This is a genomic window from Marivita sp. (genome assembly GCF_020055635.1).
Lineage (GTDB): Bacteria > Pseudomonadota > Alphaproteobacteria > Rhodobacterales > Rhodobacteraceae > Marivita.
Genome location: NZ_JAIPUT010000016.1, coordinates 1 through 17,215 on the forward strand (window position 1 = coordinate 1; position 17,215 = coordinate 17,215).

The 17,215-nt window shown below is 61.1% G+C and carries 16 protein-coding genes; 10 read left to right on the forward strand and 6 right to left on the reverse strand.

The genetic code is table 11. From position 1 onward, the window contains the following. The 4 genes from LCF60_RS09800 to LCF60_RS09815 all read right to left on the reverse strand — a co-directional run. The coding region (locus LCF60_RS09800) for an iron chelate uptake ABC transporter family permease subunit (protein ID WP_292291462.1) at positions 1–455 on the reverse strand (455 nt) is incomplete at its 3' end. Next, positions 455–1,462, reverse strand: a complete 1,008-nt coding sequence (locus LCF60_RS09805; protein ID WP_292291463.1) for an ABC transporter substrate-binding protein — start codon at positions 1,460–1,462, stop codon at positions 455–457. The genes LCF60_RS09805 and LCF60_RS09800, both read right to left, overlap by 1 nt. Before the next feature lie 268 nt (positions 1,463–1,730). Continuing rightward, positions 1,731–2,579, reverse strand: a complete 849-nt coding sequence (locus LCF60_RS09810) for a hypothetical protein (protein WP_292291464.1) — start codon at positions 2,577–2,579, stop codon at positions 1,731–1,733. Between the two features lie 56 nt (positions 2,580–2,635). After that, positions 2,636–3,514 carry an NAD(P)-dependent oxidoreductase gene (locus tag LCF60_RS09815; RefSeq protein WP_292291465.1) on the reverse strand — a complete coding sequence of 293 codons (879 nt, stop codon included), beginning with the start codon at positions 3,512–3,514 and terminating at the stop codon, positions 2,636–2,638. A 325-nt stretch (positions 3,515–3,839) separates the two neighbouring features. On the opposite strand from LCF60_RS09815, the gene LCF60_RS09820 reads away from it, so the two are divergent. The 10 genes from LCF60_RS09820 to LCF60_RS09865 all read left to right on the forward strand — a co-directional run bounded on the left by LCF60_RS09820 (position 3,840) and on the right by LCF60_RS09865 (position 16,215). Next, positions 3,840–5,795 carry an ABC transporter substrate-binding protein gene (locus LCF60_RS09820; protein ID WP_292291467.1) on the forward strand — a complete coding sequence of 652 codons (1,956 nt, stop codon included), beginning with the start codon at positions 3,840–3,842 and terminating at the stop codon, positions 5,793–5,795. A 231-nt stretch (positions 5,796–6,026) separates the two neighbouring features. Further along, positions 6,027–7,013: an ABC transporter permease gene (locus LCF60_RS09825; protein WP_292291469.1), complete on the forward strand. Its 987-nt coding sequence runs from the start codon at positions 6,027–6,029 to the stop codon at positions 7,011–7,013. Between the two features lie 5 nt (positions 7,014–7,018). Continuing rightward, positions 7,019–8,164 (forward strand): ABC transporter permease, encoded by a 1,146-nt coding sequence (locus tag LCF60_RS09830; protein ID WP_292291470.1) that lies wholly within the window; start codon positions 7,019–7,021, stop codon positions 8,162–8,164. Continuing rightward, a complete protein-coding gene (locus LCF60_RS09835; RefSeq protein ID WP_292291471.1) occupies positions 8,164–9,927 on the forward strand; it encodes an ABC transporter ATP-binding protein in 1,764 nt (587 codons plus the stop codon). The genes LCF60_RS09830 and LCF60_RS09835 overlap by 1 nt, the downstream gene beginning before the upstream one ends. 1 nt (position 9,928) lies before the next feature. After that, complete coding sequence (locus LCF60_RS09840; RefSeq protein WP_292291473.1) at positions 9,929–11,137, forward strand: mandelate racemase/muconate lactonizing enzyme family protein; 1,209 nt, start codon at positions 9,929–9,931, stop codon at positions 11,135–11,137. Positions 11,138–11,143: 6 nt separating this feature from the next. Further along, complete coding sequence (locus LCF60_RS09845; protein WP_292291474.1) at positions 11,144–12,169, forward strand: beta-propeller fold lactonase family protein; 1,026 nt, start codon at positions 11,144–11,146, stop codon at positions 12,167–12,169. 28 nt (positions 12,170–12,197) lie between these two features. After that, entirely contained in the window at positions 12,198–12,944 is a 747-nt protein-coding gene (locus tag LCF60_RS09850; RefSeq protein WP_292291475.1) for a ribonuclease activity regulator RraA, read from the forward strand. Continuing rightward, positions 12,934–14,001, forward strand: coding sequence for a DUF475 domain-containing protein (locus tag LCF60_RS09855; RefSeq protein WP_292291476.1), 1,068 nt, complete (start codon positions 12,934–12,936; stop codon positions 13,999–14,001). The genes LCF60_RS09850 and LCF60_RS09855 overlap by 11 nt, the downstream gene beginning before the upstream one ends. A 186-nt stretch (positions 14,002–14,187) precedes the next feature. After that, positions 14,188–14,907 carry a GntR family transcriptional regulator gene (locus LCF60_RS09860; protein WP_292291478.1) on the forward strand — a complete coding sequence of 240 codons (720 nt, stop codon included), beginning with the start codon at positions 14,188–14,190 and terminating at the stop codon, positions 14,905–14,907. Positions 14,908–15,222: 315 nt separating this feature from the next. Beyond that, a complete protein-coding gene (locus tag LCF60_RS09865) occupies positions 15,223–16,215 on the forward strand; it encodes a D-2-hydroxyacid dehydrogenase (RefSeq protein ID WP_292291480.1) in 993 nt (330 codons plus the stop codon). Between the two features lie 58 nt (positions 16,216–16,273). On the opposite strand, the gene LCF60_RS09870 is transcribed toward LCF60_RS09865, so the two are convergent. Continuing rightward, on the reverse strand, positions 16,274–16,786 hold the full coding sequence (locus LCF60_RS09870) for an RES family NAD+ phosphorylase (protein ID WP_292291481.1): 513 nt from the start codon (positions 16,784–16,786) through the stop codon (positions 16,274–16,276). Then, positions 16,786–17,136 (reverse strand): MbcA/ParS/Xre antitoxin family protein, encoded by a 351-nt coding sequence (locus LCF60_RS09875; protein WP_292291483.1) that lies wholly within the window; start codon positions 17,134–17,136, stop codon positions 16,786–16,788. The genes LCF60_RS09870 and LCF60_RS09875 overlap by 1 nt, the downstream gene beginning before the upstream one ends. Positions 17,137–17,215 lie beyond the last annotated feature (79 nt).

Here is a 17,215-nt window from a genome sequence, read left to right on the forward strand (position 1 = left end):
CCGTTGGACAGCAGCGCCACCAGTGCAAAGGCGGCAAAGGCTCCGGCAAAGGCGCCAAGCGACAGCGACAGGCTGCCCGCGCCGATGCCCAGCACGATCACGCAGACCGCCCCGGTCGACGCACCTGCAGAAACGCCCAGCACGAACGGCTCGGCCAGTGCGTTGCGCAACAGCGCCTGCAGGATCGCCCCGCAGATCGCCAGTCCGGCCCCGGCGAGTGCCGCCACAAGCGCCCGGCTCAGGCGCAGGTTCCAGACGACGCTCTGTTCGATCGGCGCGATTTCGGCGCCGGTCAGACCCAGTTCGTTGGTGACCGACAGGAACACCGTCCCCAAGCCGATGTTGTAATCGCCAATCGCTGTTGCGGCGGCGACGGCGAAGGCAAGGACGATCAGCGACAGGAACAGAAAGAGGGCAAGGCGACCCGCCCCGCCCTCAGAAGCATCAGTCGTCATCACGGAAGATCAAGCGCTTTCAGCTGTTCGGCCACCTGCTCGGCACCGTAAAGCGTGCGGATGCTCGGGTTCATGGCCGCGCCGCTCATGACCACGATGCGCCCGTTGCGAACCGCCTCCATCTGGCTGACGGTCGGATCGGATTGCAGGAATTCGATCTTGTTGTCCGCAGTGTCCAGGTCCCAGCGATTGCGGTCGACCTGTGCCGCAACAAAAACCGTCGGATTGGCGGCCATGATTCCCTCCCAGCCAACGGCCGGCCAGTCCGCCTCGGTGGTGATGGCGTTCGAGCCTCCAAGAATGTCCGCGATGTAACCCGATGGCCCGTTGCCGCCGCCCAAATAGGCGTCGTCGGCGGGCGACGGGCTGGAGAACCAGAACAGGAAGGTCAGGTCTTCGTTTTCGGCAAACTGGGCGCGCAGGGTTGCCTCACGGGCCTTGAAATCCTCGATCAGCGCGTCACCACGGTCGGCCACGTCAAAGATCCGCGACAGATCCTCGATCTCCTTGTAGAGCAGATCCATGCTCCACAGCGCGTCGCGCGAACCGTAGGCATCGCTTGCATCCAGCGTGGTCGAGCAGGCGCTCGGCGAAAGATATGTCGGGATCCCAAGATCCTCGAAATCCGACCGCTTGGCGACCTTGCTGTCGGGTCCAAGCAGCGTCGTCAGCATGGCGGCCACGAAATCGGGCTGCTTCGAAAGCACGGATTCCAGCGTCGGAAATTCGACGGTGAGAACCTCGACCTCGCTGTTGGCCTCCGACACTTCGGGCAGCACCGCATTGGGCCAGAAGGCGGTTGCGGCCATCTGGTCTTCGAGCCCGAGAAGCAACATGATTTCCGCGCTGTTCTGGCCCAGGGCCACGGCGTTCTGCGGGGCTTGTTCGAAAGTGACGGTCTGACCGCAGTTTTCGATCGTCAGGGGGTAGTTCGTTTCGGCATGGGCAGCCGCGCCGGAAAACGCCAGCGCAGCGCTTCCCAGTGCCAGGATCGACCTGATTGGCATCGATGGAATCCTATACTTGAGTGGTTCAGTCGGAAATCGGCTAAAGACATCTGAAACCAAGTTCAAGACTGTTTTTGTCAGGAATAGGGGAATGAGACGTTTGGTCAGGCACGTCGCACTCCGGAAACGAGTTCCGTTTACGGTGCGTCCTCATTTGTGCTTTTGGTCGCGGTCCATTTCAAAGCCCTTTTGGCGCCGGCCCGATCGACCGCAACCACCGGTATCCTCGCGCCGCCATTTACAGACCTGGAGCTTGGATGGTGCCGGTTCAGGCCACCGACAAGATCGCTGTCCCGGTAAGGCTCTCTCCAGGAGTCAGCAAGCGCGGGCCGGTATTGGTGCCGGCGTTTGCCCGCATTGCCTCAAAGGCGCCGGCAACATGCGATACGGGTTCAAGGCACAGGTAGTCGCTCTTGTGCAGGGCGGCGAGGCAGGTCAGTTCACGATCACCCATGAGCGTGATGTTGATGCCTTCGCCGATCGACGCTGTCGCCTGCGTCCAGCCGGAAAAATGCCGGGTCTCGCCATCGGGCAACGCGACCTTCGCGGTGGGACTGCCTTCGAGGTTCGTTTCCAATGGCCCGCCTTGGGCAAACGGCTCCAATTGCCGCACGGCTGCAAGGCCGATCTGTCCATCGAGAGAAGGTCTGAAATAAGGGTGCCAACCGATTCCACCAGGCATCACGGTGCGCCCTGTATTGGTCAGGGCAAGCCTGACCTTGACGCTGCTTCCATGCAGTTCGAACCTCTGCGTCGCCATGAAGTCGAAAGGCCAGTCTGTGTCGGCCCTGTATTCGAGTGCCATCTCGATGTATTCAGCCGCCTGATCGGAGACGTGCCATGGGCGCCGGTGTGCGGGGCCATGCATCACGTCCTTGCCGTTCGTCGTGTTGGGGTTCAGCTTGATCGTGCGCCCCTCGTGTCGAAAGGCCGCGTTCCGCAACCTGTTGTGAAACGGAAACAGCGGAAACGCACCAGCTTTCGGCCATCTGTCGAGATCAATGAACTCGTCGTCAAGCGGTACCAGCAGATCGCCATGATCCATGTGGCGCAGCCGCAGGAGGCGTCCTCCGGCCAGCGGCTGGAAAACCGCCTCTAAAGCGTCGTTGCAGATCACCTGGGGCCGGACGCGCGGGTCCTGCAAGGTTCCAGGGAGTGACGCTTCGAGAGGCGTCACCTCAGGCGACCCCGAAGCGTTCCGTCATGGTCGATGACGCAAAACCGCCCGCCTTGAAAAAATTCCGCGATATGTGGCAGGGGCGAAGGCCGCTCCTGTGCATTATCCGGGCCGGCCAGAGACTGAGCGCTGTCAGCCGGGATGTAACCCAGCGCCGCCGCCGTGCTGTTGTCCAGCCAGCCTGCTTCAACCTGGGATACGCCGAAAACGGTTGTGCAGGTGATGTCCGGATGCTCGAGCCCGATCAGGACCAATTGAGCAAGGTCCCGTGGGCTAACCCAAATCCTGAGCGCGCGCGCGTCCGTGGGCCGGTCCCCGGCATTGCCGATGCGGATGTTCAATGTGCGGATCCCGAACTTGTCGAAATAGAGACCAGCTTCCAGCTCGCCCCAGCATTTGCTCAGTCCGTAAAGCGTATCCGGGCGCATCGGGTCGGCATCGGACACGCGTGTCTCGCGCGGGTAAAAGCCGACCGCATGATTCGAAGAGCCGAAGACGACGCGATCGATTCCATTGCGCCGAGCGGCATCAAGCACGTTATGCGTGCCCAGGACGTTGACGCGCAGGATGTCTTCGATACCCCGTTCGTTCGGATAGCCGGCCAGATGCACGATGGCATCTACATCTGTCAGACACGCGGCCAGGGCCTCGCCTTCGGATATGTCGACCTGATCCCAGGTTTCATTGGCGGCGAGCGGTCCCGGATCCGCGGTATCCACGATCTTGATCGCCGCCACCTTTTCGGTGAGGATCCGGCGTAGTGCCGTTCCGACCCGACCGGATCCGCCGGTGAGCGCGATCCGCTTTCCCGTCCGATGGATGGCGTGGGACACCTTTTCCGACGGCTTGCGTGGGGATGGATTCGAATTCGTCATGAACCGGCGCCTTCGAAAGCATCCAGCCCGATGGCCGGGTCACGGTCGAACATCGTCAACACGGGCTTCTGTTCCGAAATAATGTACGATACGCTCTTTCGCATTCTGTGTGTTTCTACGCCGCTGACCATTCTCGTTTTTTCCACCATTTCTTGTAGTTCTGAGTTCCCTGACGGAGCGCGTCAGACAGGCTAACAATCTCGACCCTCAAAATAATGTACAATCTATATTGAAAAGTGTAAATGTCTGTAATACGGTTTTCATGGGCGCAGCGAGAAGGCGGGTGGAGCCGTCGGCTGAAGCAGCGCAAACAGGGAGGAAGAGAATGAGACAAGATACTGCATCTGATACGTTCACGCCAAAGGGGCGCGGATTGGCCCGCCTGATGCTGGGCGCGGCGATCCTGCCGTTGATGGCCTTTTCCACGGCGGCGCAGGACGCCACCGGCCAGGCACCGTCGCTTGCGGCAATGGTGGACGCGGGCAACCTGCCGCCGGTCGCCGAACGCGTTGGCGACGAGCCCGAGGTTGTGAATCCGCTGAACGAGGTCGGCGCCTATGGAGGTGATCTCCGGATCTATCTTCGCGGCAGCTCGGACCACAATCATATCCTGCGTGTCGTCGGCCCCCAGGGTCTGGTTCGCTGGGATCCGCAATATACCGAGATTGTGCCCAACGTGGCAGAGCGCGTCGAGGTCACCGAAGGTGGTCGCGTGTTCACGTTCCATCTGCGCGACGGGATGAAGTGGTCGGACGGCGCGCCGTTCACGGCCGATGACGTGATGTTCAACGTCGAAGACCTGGTGCTGAACGAAGAATTCGCGCCGACACCGCCGCGCTACACGTCGGGCGGCGAGCCGATGCAGGTCGAAAAGCTGGACGATTATACCGTGCGCTTCACCTTCAAGGAACCTTACGGCGACTTCCTTGCCGAGCTTGCCAGCCCGTTGGGGCAGCATCCGGTGCTGTATGCCAAGCATTACTGCTCGCAGTTCCTGCCCGCCTACAACAGTGACGGTCTGGCCGCGCTCATCGAAGAGAACGGTGCAACGGACTGGCAGAACCTGTTCCTGCAGAAATGTGGCGATCTGGAGATTCCTGCGCGTTGGGGCAACCCGGAGCGCCCGACGCTGGACCCCTGGGTCATCAGTGAACCCTATGTCGGCGGGGCCACCCGTGTCGTGATGACGCGCAACCCCTATTTCTGGCAGATCGACACCGAGGGCAACCAACTGCCCTATATCGATCAGGTCGTGGCGCCGATCGACCAGGATGTCGAAAGCCTGATACTTTCCGTGATGGGCGGCAATGTCGATTTCGGCCTGCGCCACATCGACCCGCCAGCGAACCGTCCGGTGCTGGCACAGAACCGCGAAAAGGGCGACTACGACTTCTTCGAAGCCAAGTCCACCGGCGGCACCGACATGTCCATCAGCCTCAACCTGACGCATAAAGACCCTGAAAAGCGGGCTTTGTTCAGGGAAAAGGATTTCCGGGTTGCGCTTTCTCTCGGCATGGACCGGCAGGAGATCATCGACACGGTCATGCTGGGTCAGGGCGAACCTTGGCAGCAGGGGCCGTTCGAGGATCATCCCTACCACCACGAGCAGATCGCAACTCAGTTCCTCGAACATGATCCCGAGCAGGCGAACGCGTTGCTGGACGGGCTTGGGCTGGAACGTGGCGAAGACGGTATCCGCAGGATGGCCAACGGCGATCCCGTGCGCTTCCAGGTTGACGTCATCCCGACATTCGATCCGACCTGGGTGGACTCGCTTCAGTTGATCGAGCAGCAATGGGCCGAGATCGGCGTCGACATGGAGATCAATCCCATGGAGCGGACGTTCTTCTACGAGCGGACCTCCAACAGCAACGATCATGACGCCGCGGTCTGGCGCGCCACGCAAAGCTGGGTTGCTGGCCAAATCCCGCAGATGCTGGTTCCGGTGCACCACGACAGCCGCTACGGCATCGCGTGGAAGGATTGGTACCTGAGCGGTGGTGAGAAGGGCGAAGAGCCGCCCGCGTCCATCAAGAAGCGTCTTGAGCTTTATGATGCGGCGCGGGGGATGACCGATGCCGAAGAGCGTCGCCAGGCCATGCTCGAGATTGCACAGATCGCGGCGGACGAGTTCGAAACGATCGGTGTGTCACAGGCGCTCCCGACCTACGGCATCGTCAAGAACGACCTGATGAACGTGCCCGAGAGCATGCCGAGCTCCTGGTACTACCCGACGCCTTCGCCGACCTTGCCACAGACGTGGTTCTGGAAAAGCGAATAACGTCGACCTGAGCGGTGCCGCCCCAAGGGTGGCACCGCTCCTCCCTCACCAGTTCAAGTATGCACGAGACAGGCTGCGTGAGCAGCAATGGCATGACTTTTCGAGTTGCTGCCGTGCCTTTCGTGCGCAACCAGTTTGCAGTGCCATTTTCCTTCCCCCTGCCATGCTTGGCAGGTGATCTGACAACGCTGGCTCAATCCGACCAAAGAGCAAGCAAACAGGGGTCTCTTGATGTTACTTGTCTACATCGCGCGTCGCATTCTCTGGGCAATCCCGCTCTTGTTCGCGGTGTCGCTCATCGCCTTCGCGCTGATCACCGCACCACCCGGCGATTACCTGACCACCTTCGCTGCCACGCTGGCGCAATCCGGTGACGTGGTTGACGAAGCCCGGCTGGACGCGCTTCGCGAACGCTACGGCTTCGACCAACCGTTCATCATCCAGTATTTCCGGTGGATCGGGGGCGTGCTTCAGGGCGACTTCGGGATTTCCTTCGAATGGCAGCAGCCGGTGAGCCAACTGATCTGGGAGCGCATGGCGCTGTCGGTCACGCTCGCGCTGGCGACACTGATGTTCACCTGGGCGATGGCCCTTCCGATCGGAATTTACTCGGCCGTCCGAAAGTATTCGATCGGGGATTATTTCTTCACCACCATCGGTTTCATCGGGCTGGCAACGCCGAACTTCCTGTTTGCGCTCGTGCTGATGTACGTTGCCGTGGTGCATTTCGGATCGGACGTCTCCGGGCTCTTCTCTGAACAATATCAGGATGCGCCGTGGTCCCTGGCCAAGATGGGTGACCTAGCCGCACATATCTGGATCCCGGTCATCATCCTTGGCACAAGCGCGACGGCGAGCCTCGTGCGCATCATGCGCGCCAACCTGCTGGATGAACTGCACCGCCCCTATGTGACGACCGCCCGCGCCAAGGGTCTGTCGGAATGGCGGCTGATCCTGAAATACCCGGTGCGCATCGCCATCAACCCCTTCATCTCGACCATTGGCTGGGCCTTCCCGCAGCTGATCTCCGGCGCCGTCATCACTGCCTTCGTGCTGTCGCTGCCGACCTCCGGTCCTCTGATGCTGCAAGCGCTGCTGGCGCAGGACATGTATCTCGCGGGGGCCTTCATCCTTCTGCTCTGCTGTCTGTCGATCGTGGGCATGCTCGTCTCCGACATCCTGCTCGCGGTGATCGACCCGCGCATCCGCTTCCGGTGATCCAAATGACCACGAAATCCGAAATAGACCCCCGTGCCCTCGAACAATCGCCCGAGGATTTTGCATCCCAGTGGCGGCTGATCTGGCTGGCCTTCCGCCGCCACAAGCTGGCCATGACAGGCGCGATCATCATCCTTTTGCTCTATGTCATCGGCCTTTTCGCCGAGTTCCTGGCACCCTTTGATCCAAACGCGACGTCGTCGTCCGACATCTTTCATCCCCCGCAGATGATCCGTTTCATCGACCGGGATGCCGAGGGCGGCTGGTCGTTCAGTCCCCATGTGATCGCCATGACGATGGAACGGGACTCCTTTACACTGGAGACCAGTTACGCGCTGGACCCGGACAAGAAGATCTATCTGGACTTTTTCGCCAAGGGCGATCCCTACGAACTCTGGGGCCTGTTCCCGATGGAGCGTCACTTGCTGACCACCGAAAACCCTGACGAGCATTTCTTTCTTTTCGGCGCGGATCGCCTGGGGCGCGACATGCTCAGCCGGACGATCTTCGGGACCCGCGTTTCCATGTCCATCGGCCTGATCGGTGTGAGCCTGAGCCTTGTCCTGGGTCTGATCCTGGGCGGCATCTCCGGGTTCTACGGCGGCAGGGTCGACATGTTCATCCAGCGGGTCGTCGAGCTTGTGATCTCCTTGCCGACGATTCCCATCTGGCTGGGCCTCAGCGCGGCATTGCCGCAGGACTGGTCGCCGCTGGCGCGTTATTTCGCGATCACCGTCATCCTGTCGCTTGTCGCGTGGACGGAACTTGCCCGGGTCGTCCGGGGCCGGTTCCTCGCGCTCAGGACCGAGGATTTCGTCACCGCTGCCCGGCTGGATGGAGGCTCGCGCAAGCGTGTGATCTTCCGGCACATGATGCCCTCGATGGTCAGCCACATCATCGCCTCGGTCACGCTGGCGATCCCGGTGATGATCATCGCCGAAACGTCGCTGTCCTTCCTTGGCCTCGGCCTGACCCCGCCGATCATCTCCTGGGGCGTATTGCTGAAAGAGGCGCAGAACATCCGCTCCATTTCCGAGGCGCCGTGGCTGTTCGTGCCGGGCGGTGCGGTTGTCATTGCGGTTCTGGCGCTGAACTTCCTGGGCGATGGCCTGCGCGACGCGGCTGACCCCTATTCGCAGGACAATCACTGATGAAACAGACAGCCATGAAACCCGACGCTGAAACGACGGTGCTGGAACTGAAGAACCTGACCACCGAATTCATCACCAAGAAGGGCGCTTTCCGCGCGGTGGATGACGTCTCGCTTGAACTGCACGCCGGCAAGACGCTCTGTGTCGTCGGGGAAAGCGGTTCCGGCAAGAGCGTGATGTCGCGCTCGATCCTGCAGATCGTCGATCCGCCCGGACAGGTAACCGGCGGAGAGGCGCTGCTGCATCGGCACCGCACGGCGCGCACCGGTGGCTTTGAGGAAACCATCGATCTGCTGCAGCTCGATCCCAAGTCCAAGGCCATCCGCAACCTGCGCGGTCGCGATATCGCCATGATCTTTCAGGAACCGATGAGTTCGCTGTCACCGGTCCACCGGATCGGCGATCAGGTCGGCGAGGCGATCCGCCTGCACGAGGCCGTTTCCAAAAAGGAGGCACGCGAACGAACCCTTGAACTGCTGCGCAAGGTGGAAATTCCGGATCCGGGCAAGGCCATCGACCAGTTTCCGTTCGAATTCTCCGGCGGCATGCGGCAGCGGGCGATGATCGCAATGGCGCTGTCGTGCAATCCGACGGTGCTGATCGCGGACGAACCGACGACGGCGCTGGATGTCACCATTCAGGCCGAGATCCTCGACCTGATCCGCTCGATCCAGGACGAGAGCGACATGGCGGTCATGTTCATCACGCACGACATGGGCGTTGTGGCGGAGATTGCAGACGAGATTGCCGTGATGCGGTTCGGAAAGGTCGTGGAGACGGGTGATGTCTACGAAATCTTCGAAAATCCGCAGCACCACTACACGCAGCGACTGCTCAATTCCGTTCGCGAACTCGATCACCCCTCGGAGCGGCGGCTGGCCATGCGCGAGACCCGTCCGGTCGGGGCGCCTATTCTCGTGTCAGACAAGGTCAGCAAGGTCTTTGGCGCGAGCAAGAAATGGTGGGGCAAGGAGAACCGTGGCCTGACGGCGGTCAACGAGGCCAAGCTGGAACTGCGCAAAGGCGAAAACCTCGGAATCGTGGGCGAAAGTGGCTCGGGCAAGACGACGCTGGGGCGGTGCCTGCAACGCGTTCACGAAGTGACCGACGGGCGGATCCTTTATACCAACGACACCGGGCAGGAACGTGACCTGGCCAGCCTGACCGAAGACCAGTTGGCGCAGCCGTGGCGCGACATCCGGACGGTGTTTCAGGATCCGTTCTCCTCGCTCAACCCGCGAATGACCATCGGCCAGATCATCGCCGAACCGCTGATTGTCGAAGGCAAGCTGACCGGTCCGCAGATCCGCGACCGGGTCCATGAACTGCTCGAACTCGTCGGTCTGCCGGTCACCGCCTACATGCGTTATCCGCACGCCTTTTCGGGCGGGCAGCGGCAGCGCGTGTCGATCGCCCGCGCGATTGCGCCGAACCCGCGCATCATCATCGCGGACGAGGCGACCTCGGCGCTGGACGTGAGCCTGCGGACGCAGATCCTCGACCTGCTTCTGGACCTTCAGGAACGGCTGGATCTCAGCTTCATCCTGATCAGCCACGACATCGCGGTGATCCGCTATTTCTGTGACCGCATCGCGGTGATGTATCGCGGGCAGATCGTCGAAACCGGCGACACCGAGACCGTCTGTCAAAACCCGCAACACGCCTACACGCAATCGCTGCTGTCCGCCGTGCCGGTAGCCGACCCGCGCGTGCGAGGCCAGAAACAACGCGTGCGCTACAGCGAGAGCAGCCAAAGGACCTGACATGAAAATAACAGACATCAAGACATTCCTGATGCAGGTCGGGTCGCGCCCGGGCATGCCTGCCGGTGCCGGGTCGTTCCGCGGTTCGCGCAACTGGCTGTTCCTCAAGATCGAGACCGATGAAGGTGTCTACGGCATCGGCGAATGTTCCGGCTGGCCGCGTGTCATTGAACGGGCGGTGCAGGATCTTTCCACGATCCTGATCGGCGAAGACCCGCGTGACATCGACCGCCTTTGGCAAAGGCTCTACGTCGGGATCATGGGGCATGGCATGACCGGCACCGTCGGTGGCGGTGCCCTGACCGGCCTCGAAATGGCGCTCTGGGATATCAAGGGCAAGGTGCTGGGCCAGCCGGTCTGGAACCTTCTGGGCGGCAAGTTTCGGGACACGATCCCCGTCTATGGCCATGCCAAGTCGACCGAGCGGGCACAGGAACTGATGGCCCGGGGCTACAGCGCGGTGAAGGTCGGCTTTACCGGCGCCGTGAACCTCGATCTCGTGGCGGCGATCCGTGACACGGTCGGACCGGACGTGGACGTGATGGTCGATGCGCACGGGCCGTCCTGGATGACCGCCGCAGACGCCATTGCCGTCGGGCGCGAACTGGAACAGCTGGACCTGCTGTTCTACGAGGATCCGGTCGCGCCGGAAAATCTCGACGCGCTGCAACGGGTGCGCGACGCGGTGGACATCCCGCTGGCGGCAGGCGAACGGGTCAGCACGATCTTTGGCATCCGTCCCTATATCGAGCGCGATCTTGTGGACGTCATCCAACCCGACACCGGGCGCGCCGGGGGCATCACCCAGATGCGCAAGATGGCGGCCATGGCCGAGTCCCACTACATCACCATGGCGCCACATTCTGGCTCGCTTGGACCGGTCGCGGAATTCGCGGCCCTGCATGTCATGGCGACGATCCCCAACATCCTGATGCTTGAACGCGTCGAGTTTGATTGGGAAGGCCGTTACGACGTGGTGACGCCGGTGCTGAAGTCCGAGAACGGCACCCTGCGGGTGCCCGACGCGCCGGGGCTGGGTGTGGAACTTGTCGAGGAAGAGATCGAAAAGTACCCCAGCAGCCGCAACGTGGCGGACATGCCCGAAAACGAAGGAGCCTACGAGCCGGGCACTTTTGGCGAATGCGTCTATTTTCAACCCCGCCTGCGCCGCGGCTCACGCCTCCGGCTCAAGCGGTCCGACCAGACGTAGGTTCAGATGGCGCAAGCAGACGACAGCGCAAGCGCGACGACGGGCGACCTCATGGTCGTCGCGCTTGCCGGCGAGGCGGCGCTGGCGCTTTGCGCGCTGGACCGGGAAACCGGCGCGCTCTCGATCCTTGACAAGCAGCCGCTTCCAGAAGCCGAGGGCGAGTGCCGCGGTGTGCCCATGGTTGCCAGTGCGGATGCAAGCCGGATCTACGTGGCTTGGCGCGGCGATGCCTTCCGGCTTTATAGCTTTGCTTTCGACCGAGATGCGTGCCGTTTGACCTGCCTTGGCCAAGCGAGCCTGCCGGCCAGCATGTGCTACGTGGCGATGTCGGCCGATGATCGACGGGTGCTGACCTCGTCCAACACCGGCAGCACCATAGCTGTCTCCCCGCTCGACAGCGCCGGGTGCGCCGACGATCCGATCCTGACCATAGACGCCCACAAGGCCCATTGCGTGGTCGCGGCGCCCAACGGCTTGACCTACGCGACCAGCCTGCGGGGCGACTTCGTGCAATGTTATGCGTACGACGTCGAAAGCGGGGGCCTCAGCCCGATCTCCCGGCTCGACCTGCCCGAAGGGTCGGGGCCGCGGCATATCCTTTTCACGGCAGACGGATCCCGGGCCTACCTGCTGTCGGAATTCGCAGGTACGCTGACCTGTCTCGATGTGGACGCGCACAGCGGTGCCCTGTCTGTCCGGGGCCGCGTTGATCTGTTGCCGGGCGCGGACAAGGCCTGTGCTGCCGAACTCCGCCTTGGATCGCGAGAGGACATCCTTTACGCGTCCGAGCGCAGCACCTCGCAGATATTTGCCTACCGCCTTGGTGCGTCGGGTGAGATCGATCTTATCGGTGCTGTTCCTGCGCCAGAGTGCCCGACCGCCTTTGACCTCAGCGCCGCGGGACGTTTCCTCGTCGCCCTCGGCGAGAAGAGCGGAGAGGCATGGACCTATCGCATAAAACCCGACGGGATGCCGGAGCTTGCCGACCGTGTCGATATCGGCGCAGTGCCCAGTTGGGTTCTGACGCTTTGATAAACCCTGACATATCAAGGATCTGACGATGAAAGAAAGCACCCGTGACAAATTTCAACATATGTCGGTCGCGACAATTGCCACGGCCCTCTACAAGCGCGGGCTGCGTCATCAGGTGATCCAAGGCGTGCACCCGGTGGGCTGGAAGGGGCGCAATATGGTCGGTCCCGCCTTTACTCTGCGCTACATGCCCGCCCGCGAGGACCGAAACGGGATCGAGGTCTTTCGTGACCCCGAGCACAAGCAGCGCGTTGCCATCGAAACCTGTCCCGAGGGCCATGTTCTGGTCATGGACAGCCGCAAGCAGGCCGATGCGGCCTCGGCTGGCGATATCCTCATCACCCGGCTGATGAAACGCGGCGCGGCAGGGGTGGTGACCGATGGCGGGTTCCGCGACGCGATGAATATCGCCAGACTCGACATGCCCGCCTACCACACGCGACCGTCGAGTCCGACCAACCTGACCACCAACGAAGCCATCGCCATCAACGAACCCATCGGATGCGGTGACGCCCCGGTCTTTCCGGGCGACATCATCGTCGGCGATGCGGATTGCGTGATCGTGGTTCCTGCTGAAATCGCCGACGAGCTTGCCGACGAGTGTATCGAGATGACGGCCTTCGAAGACTTCGTGGCCGAGCGGGTGGCGGCGGGGGATACCATCATCGGCCTCTATCCCTGCACGAAGGAAGAAAACCGGGCGGCTTACGAGACGTGGCTCGCGTCCAGGGACCGGACGTATTTCTATCACCGGATCAAGCAAGATGAGCAGTGATGCCGCCTCGCAGCCTGGCGGATCGATGCTTCATCATTTCCGCTGGGCCTTTATCGTAACGGCCATTGGTTTGCTCCTTGGGGCGGTCGTGGGTTGGAATTCAACCGGGACCGCCTCCGGCACGCTGTCGATCTTCTTCATTTGTGCCGTGCTCGCGGTGCTCGAGATCAGCCTGTCTTTCGACAATGCGATCGTGAACGCCAACAAGCTCAAGACCATGTCGCCCAAGTGGCAACGCCGTTTCCTCACCTGGGGTATTCTTATCGCGGTCTTTGGTATGCGGATCGTCTTTCCGCTCGCCATCGTTGCCATCGCCGCAAAGGTCGGGCCCTGGCAGGCGCTGGTGCTGGCCGTGGCGCAGCCGGGCGAATATGCCCGCATCATGCAAGATGCTCACTTGTCCATCGCGGCCTTCGGCGGCACCTTCCTGATGATGGTCGGCCTGTGCTTTTTCTTCGACAAGGAAAAAGACGAACATTGGGTGCGCTGGATCGAAACGAAGATGGCGCGTGCTGCCGGTATCCGCGGCTTCGAGATCATGCTGGTTCTGGTTTTGATCCTTGGCTTTTCCTCGTTGCAGGCGAATGCAGACGCTGCCGATGCGTTCTTTGGCGCAGCGATCTGGGGCCTGCTCACCTTTCTGGGCGTCGAAGCTCTCGGGGCCATGCTGGACAGTTCGCAGGAGGTGCTCGAAGGCGCAGCCAAGGGAGGGGTGGGGGCCTTTCTTTATCTCGAAGTCCTGGATGCGTCGTTTTCCTTCGACGGGGTGATCGGGGCCTTTGCCCTGTCACAGAACCTGCTGGTCATCGCGATCGGCCTGGGGATCGGGGCCATGTATGTGCGTTCGATGACGATCATGCTGGTCGAACGCGGCACCTTGAAACAGTATTGCTACCTAGAACACGGAGCGTTCTACGCGATCATAGTCCTGTCGATCATCATGTTCGCGCAGTCTGTTGTCCATATCCCCGAGGTCGTGACCGGTCTGGGGGGCGTGGCGATGATCGGACTTGCGCTGTGGTCTTCTATCCGCCGCAACAGTGCGGCAGCCATTTGATGGCACCTGCGCTTTTCGGGGAACTATATGTGTGAATATGTTCATGATACTATACTAGACCTATCTGCCGTGGGCAAAATTGGATCGCGAGGACCAACACGCCCCGACGGATCAGCGCAGCCCGCGGCCCCGGACAGTGTCAGGGCCACGCTTTGAAACGGTGAGTTTGCGGAACAGAGGAAGACCATGGATCAGATAGCCAAGAATTTGCAGCGCAACTCCACTGTCCGGCAGATCAACAAGAAAGCTCGTGAACCCGGATACAGCCGCATTGCGCATCTGATCCGGGAAGAGATATTTGACGGCCGGGTTACGGCCGGCGCCCGTTTGAAAGTGTCGGAGATTGCCAAGCGATACGGCACCAGCACAAATCCTGCCCGAGAGGCGCTTCAGATGCTCGAGGGCGAAGGTCTGGTCACCATCATGCCCAATCGCGGTGCCAGTGTGCGCAAGATCAACGAGGACATGCTGCAAAACGTCTTCGACCTGAAGATCGTTCTTTGGGCCTATATCGTCAAATCCTTCGTCCAGTCCGCCACTCCAGACGAAATCGCCGAATTGCGGCGGCGCCAGGAGGTTTGCGAGACCGCGGTGCAGAACGGCGATTATCCTGCCTATCACAAGGCCAACCTGGCGTTTCACGACTTCATCGTGGATCACCATTTCAACAGTGAAGCCGTCGCGATCATCCGGAAACACGACAGGTGGCTCCAGGCCCTGTCCAGGTCGGACCCGCTGAACCTTGCCCAGATGCGCCGCTCGATTGCCGAGCATTGGCGCATCGTCGAAGCGGTGGAAAACGGAGAGCCGGAAGAAGCCGCGAGCGCGATCGAGGAACATCTGTTGAATACCCAGACCGCCTTTCTCGACCGTCTGCGCAGGAAGCGTCTCAAGAAAGCCGACTAGAGGAACGATCCTGCGTTTCCCGGCCGGGGCGATGATTTGATCCGCTACTGCTCTGATCCAGGAGCCAAGGCCGGTGTCTGATAGGACGCCGCAGAAATTCCATAATCCATTGTAATTCAATGGCTTGGATGCAATTTACCTGATCGGGCGACTTGGTTTGTGCTTGATAGAAGCACATTATACGTAGTAGATAATGTGTGAAATATATCCACCGTCGGAAACGAAGCGCGCGCAACTCAGCGGCCTGGTTGACGGGCGGTTTCCTCGAAATAGCCGCATCCACTGGGCGCGGAGCAAGACAGGACAGCGCGGCAGATGACAGACACAGTAACCATTCTTTCCAGCGATCTTCCTTTCGACGCAGACCAATGGGCCCGACTGGAGGCGGCTTTGCCGCCGGGACGGATCATCAAGGTCGACACCAGTGACGATGCGGAAGTCGCCGCGGCGCTGGAGGTCGCGGAGATTGCAATTCTGAAAGGCGATCTGGACGCCCGTTTTGTAGCGGCACCGTGTCTGAAATGGGTCCATTGCGACCATGCCGGATTGACCAAGTCCGCGCGCCCCGAGGTCTTTGAGCGAGGCCTGATCGTGACCGGATCCGCGGGACGGTCCGGCCCGGCACTGGCGGAGCATGTCATGATGTTCTCGCTCCTTTTGTGTTCCGGCTACACGGATTTCTACGAGGCGCAAAAGCGGCACGAATGGCGGCGCGTGCCCGAAATGGCGAACCTGCGTGCGCTTTCGGGGCGCACGATGGGCATCATCGGGATGGGCCACACCGGCAAGGCGTTGGCCCTGCGGGCAAAGGCCTTTGACATGAAGGTTCTTGGCTACCGGCGCCGTGACGAACCGACGCCCGAAGGTGTGGACCGCATGTATGCCAGCGATCTTGGCGAAGGCATCGACGACATACTGAAACAGGCCGATATTGTCGCCCTCGTCATCAACCTGTCAGACGCCACGCATCACATGATCGGTGCCGAACAATTCGCGCAGATGAAACGGTCCGCCGTGCTTGTGAACCTGGCGCGCGGCCCCGTCGTCGATCAGGACGCACTGATCGCGGCCCTCAGGGAAGGTCGCATCGCGGGTGCCGGTCTGGACGTGACGACGCCGGAACCGCTGCCTGAAGATCATCCGTTGTGGGACACGCCCAATGTGTTGATCACCCCGCATTTCACTGCGTCGCTGCCGGATCGGTCCGAGAGATCCTTATCGATGATCATCGAAAACGTGCACCGTTTCCGGACTGGGCAGCCATTGCTCAACCAGATCAGCGAAGAGGACACTTGGTCGAAGACATGAGCAAACGGCCGTTTTGCGACTGTTGCGGACCCGACGTTGAATGGACAGCTTGCTTTGCTCACAACCCCGACAAACGGTTTTCGTCATCCACGACTTCCAGATGACAGCTATCGCCTGTCCACTGCCATAACACGATGTTGAAATCGGCCGCGGATGCGCCTTTTGCATAGCTTCGGATCAGAAGGCCCGCAAAGCCGTCAGCGATGAGGCTGGCAGCAAAAACCTGCGTCGGAACGGTTTGGCCATCGAGCATCTTTGCGCGCCAACTCGGATCTGCGAGAGCACGCTCCGACATACCGTAATGCTCAAGCTTTCTTGCATCCCGCGTGTCGAAGATCGGCCCCAGATCGGCCTTGTAGCAAACCAGGATCGTCGGTTGCAGGCTGCCCACCTGGTTGGCTTCACGCAACGCTCCCGTTGGGTCCAGCGCGGTGTAAAGCGTCGGCGTTCCCTTGGCGTTGAAGCGCCCGCCATAGAGGTCTGCACCGCGACCGGACAACGGCGTGCGTGCATAGACCGGGTTGAGGGCCCGGTAAAGCGACCCGACAAAGCGCCCGCCTGTCAGGGGCATCAGGTAAAGATGCCAGCGTCAACCGCGTCTATGTATTCGAGAACCTGCTGCGCCTTGCCTTCTTGCACAAGCTGCATCGCGGTCCGGCCATCAAAGCCGGGCAGGGGCTCTGAGCGGTACCACGCATAAGCCATCAGGTCCGACCCGAACCGCGGTTCGACCTTGTTCAGTACCTCGACCAGTTCGCGCAAACGACGCTGCGTCTTGTCCGAGCTGATCCGCGTCCGCCGCTGCAAGGCGTCCTTGCCAAGACCGACCGTCATTGCGATCTCCTCCGCCGAGGTACGCAGCGCGGTCGCGATCTTTCGCGGCTCAAACTGTCCGTCTTCAGCAAAGTTCGCGATGTGCATGACGTAGATCCATACGGTTATTGTGACGGTATATAGCGGCAATATCGCTGAATATCAAGTTGGGCTTTGGCCGCTGTGT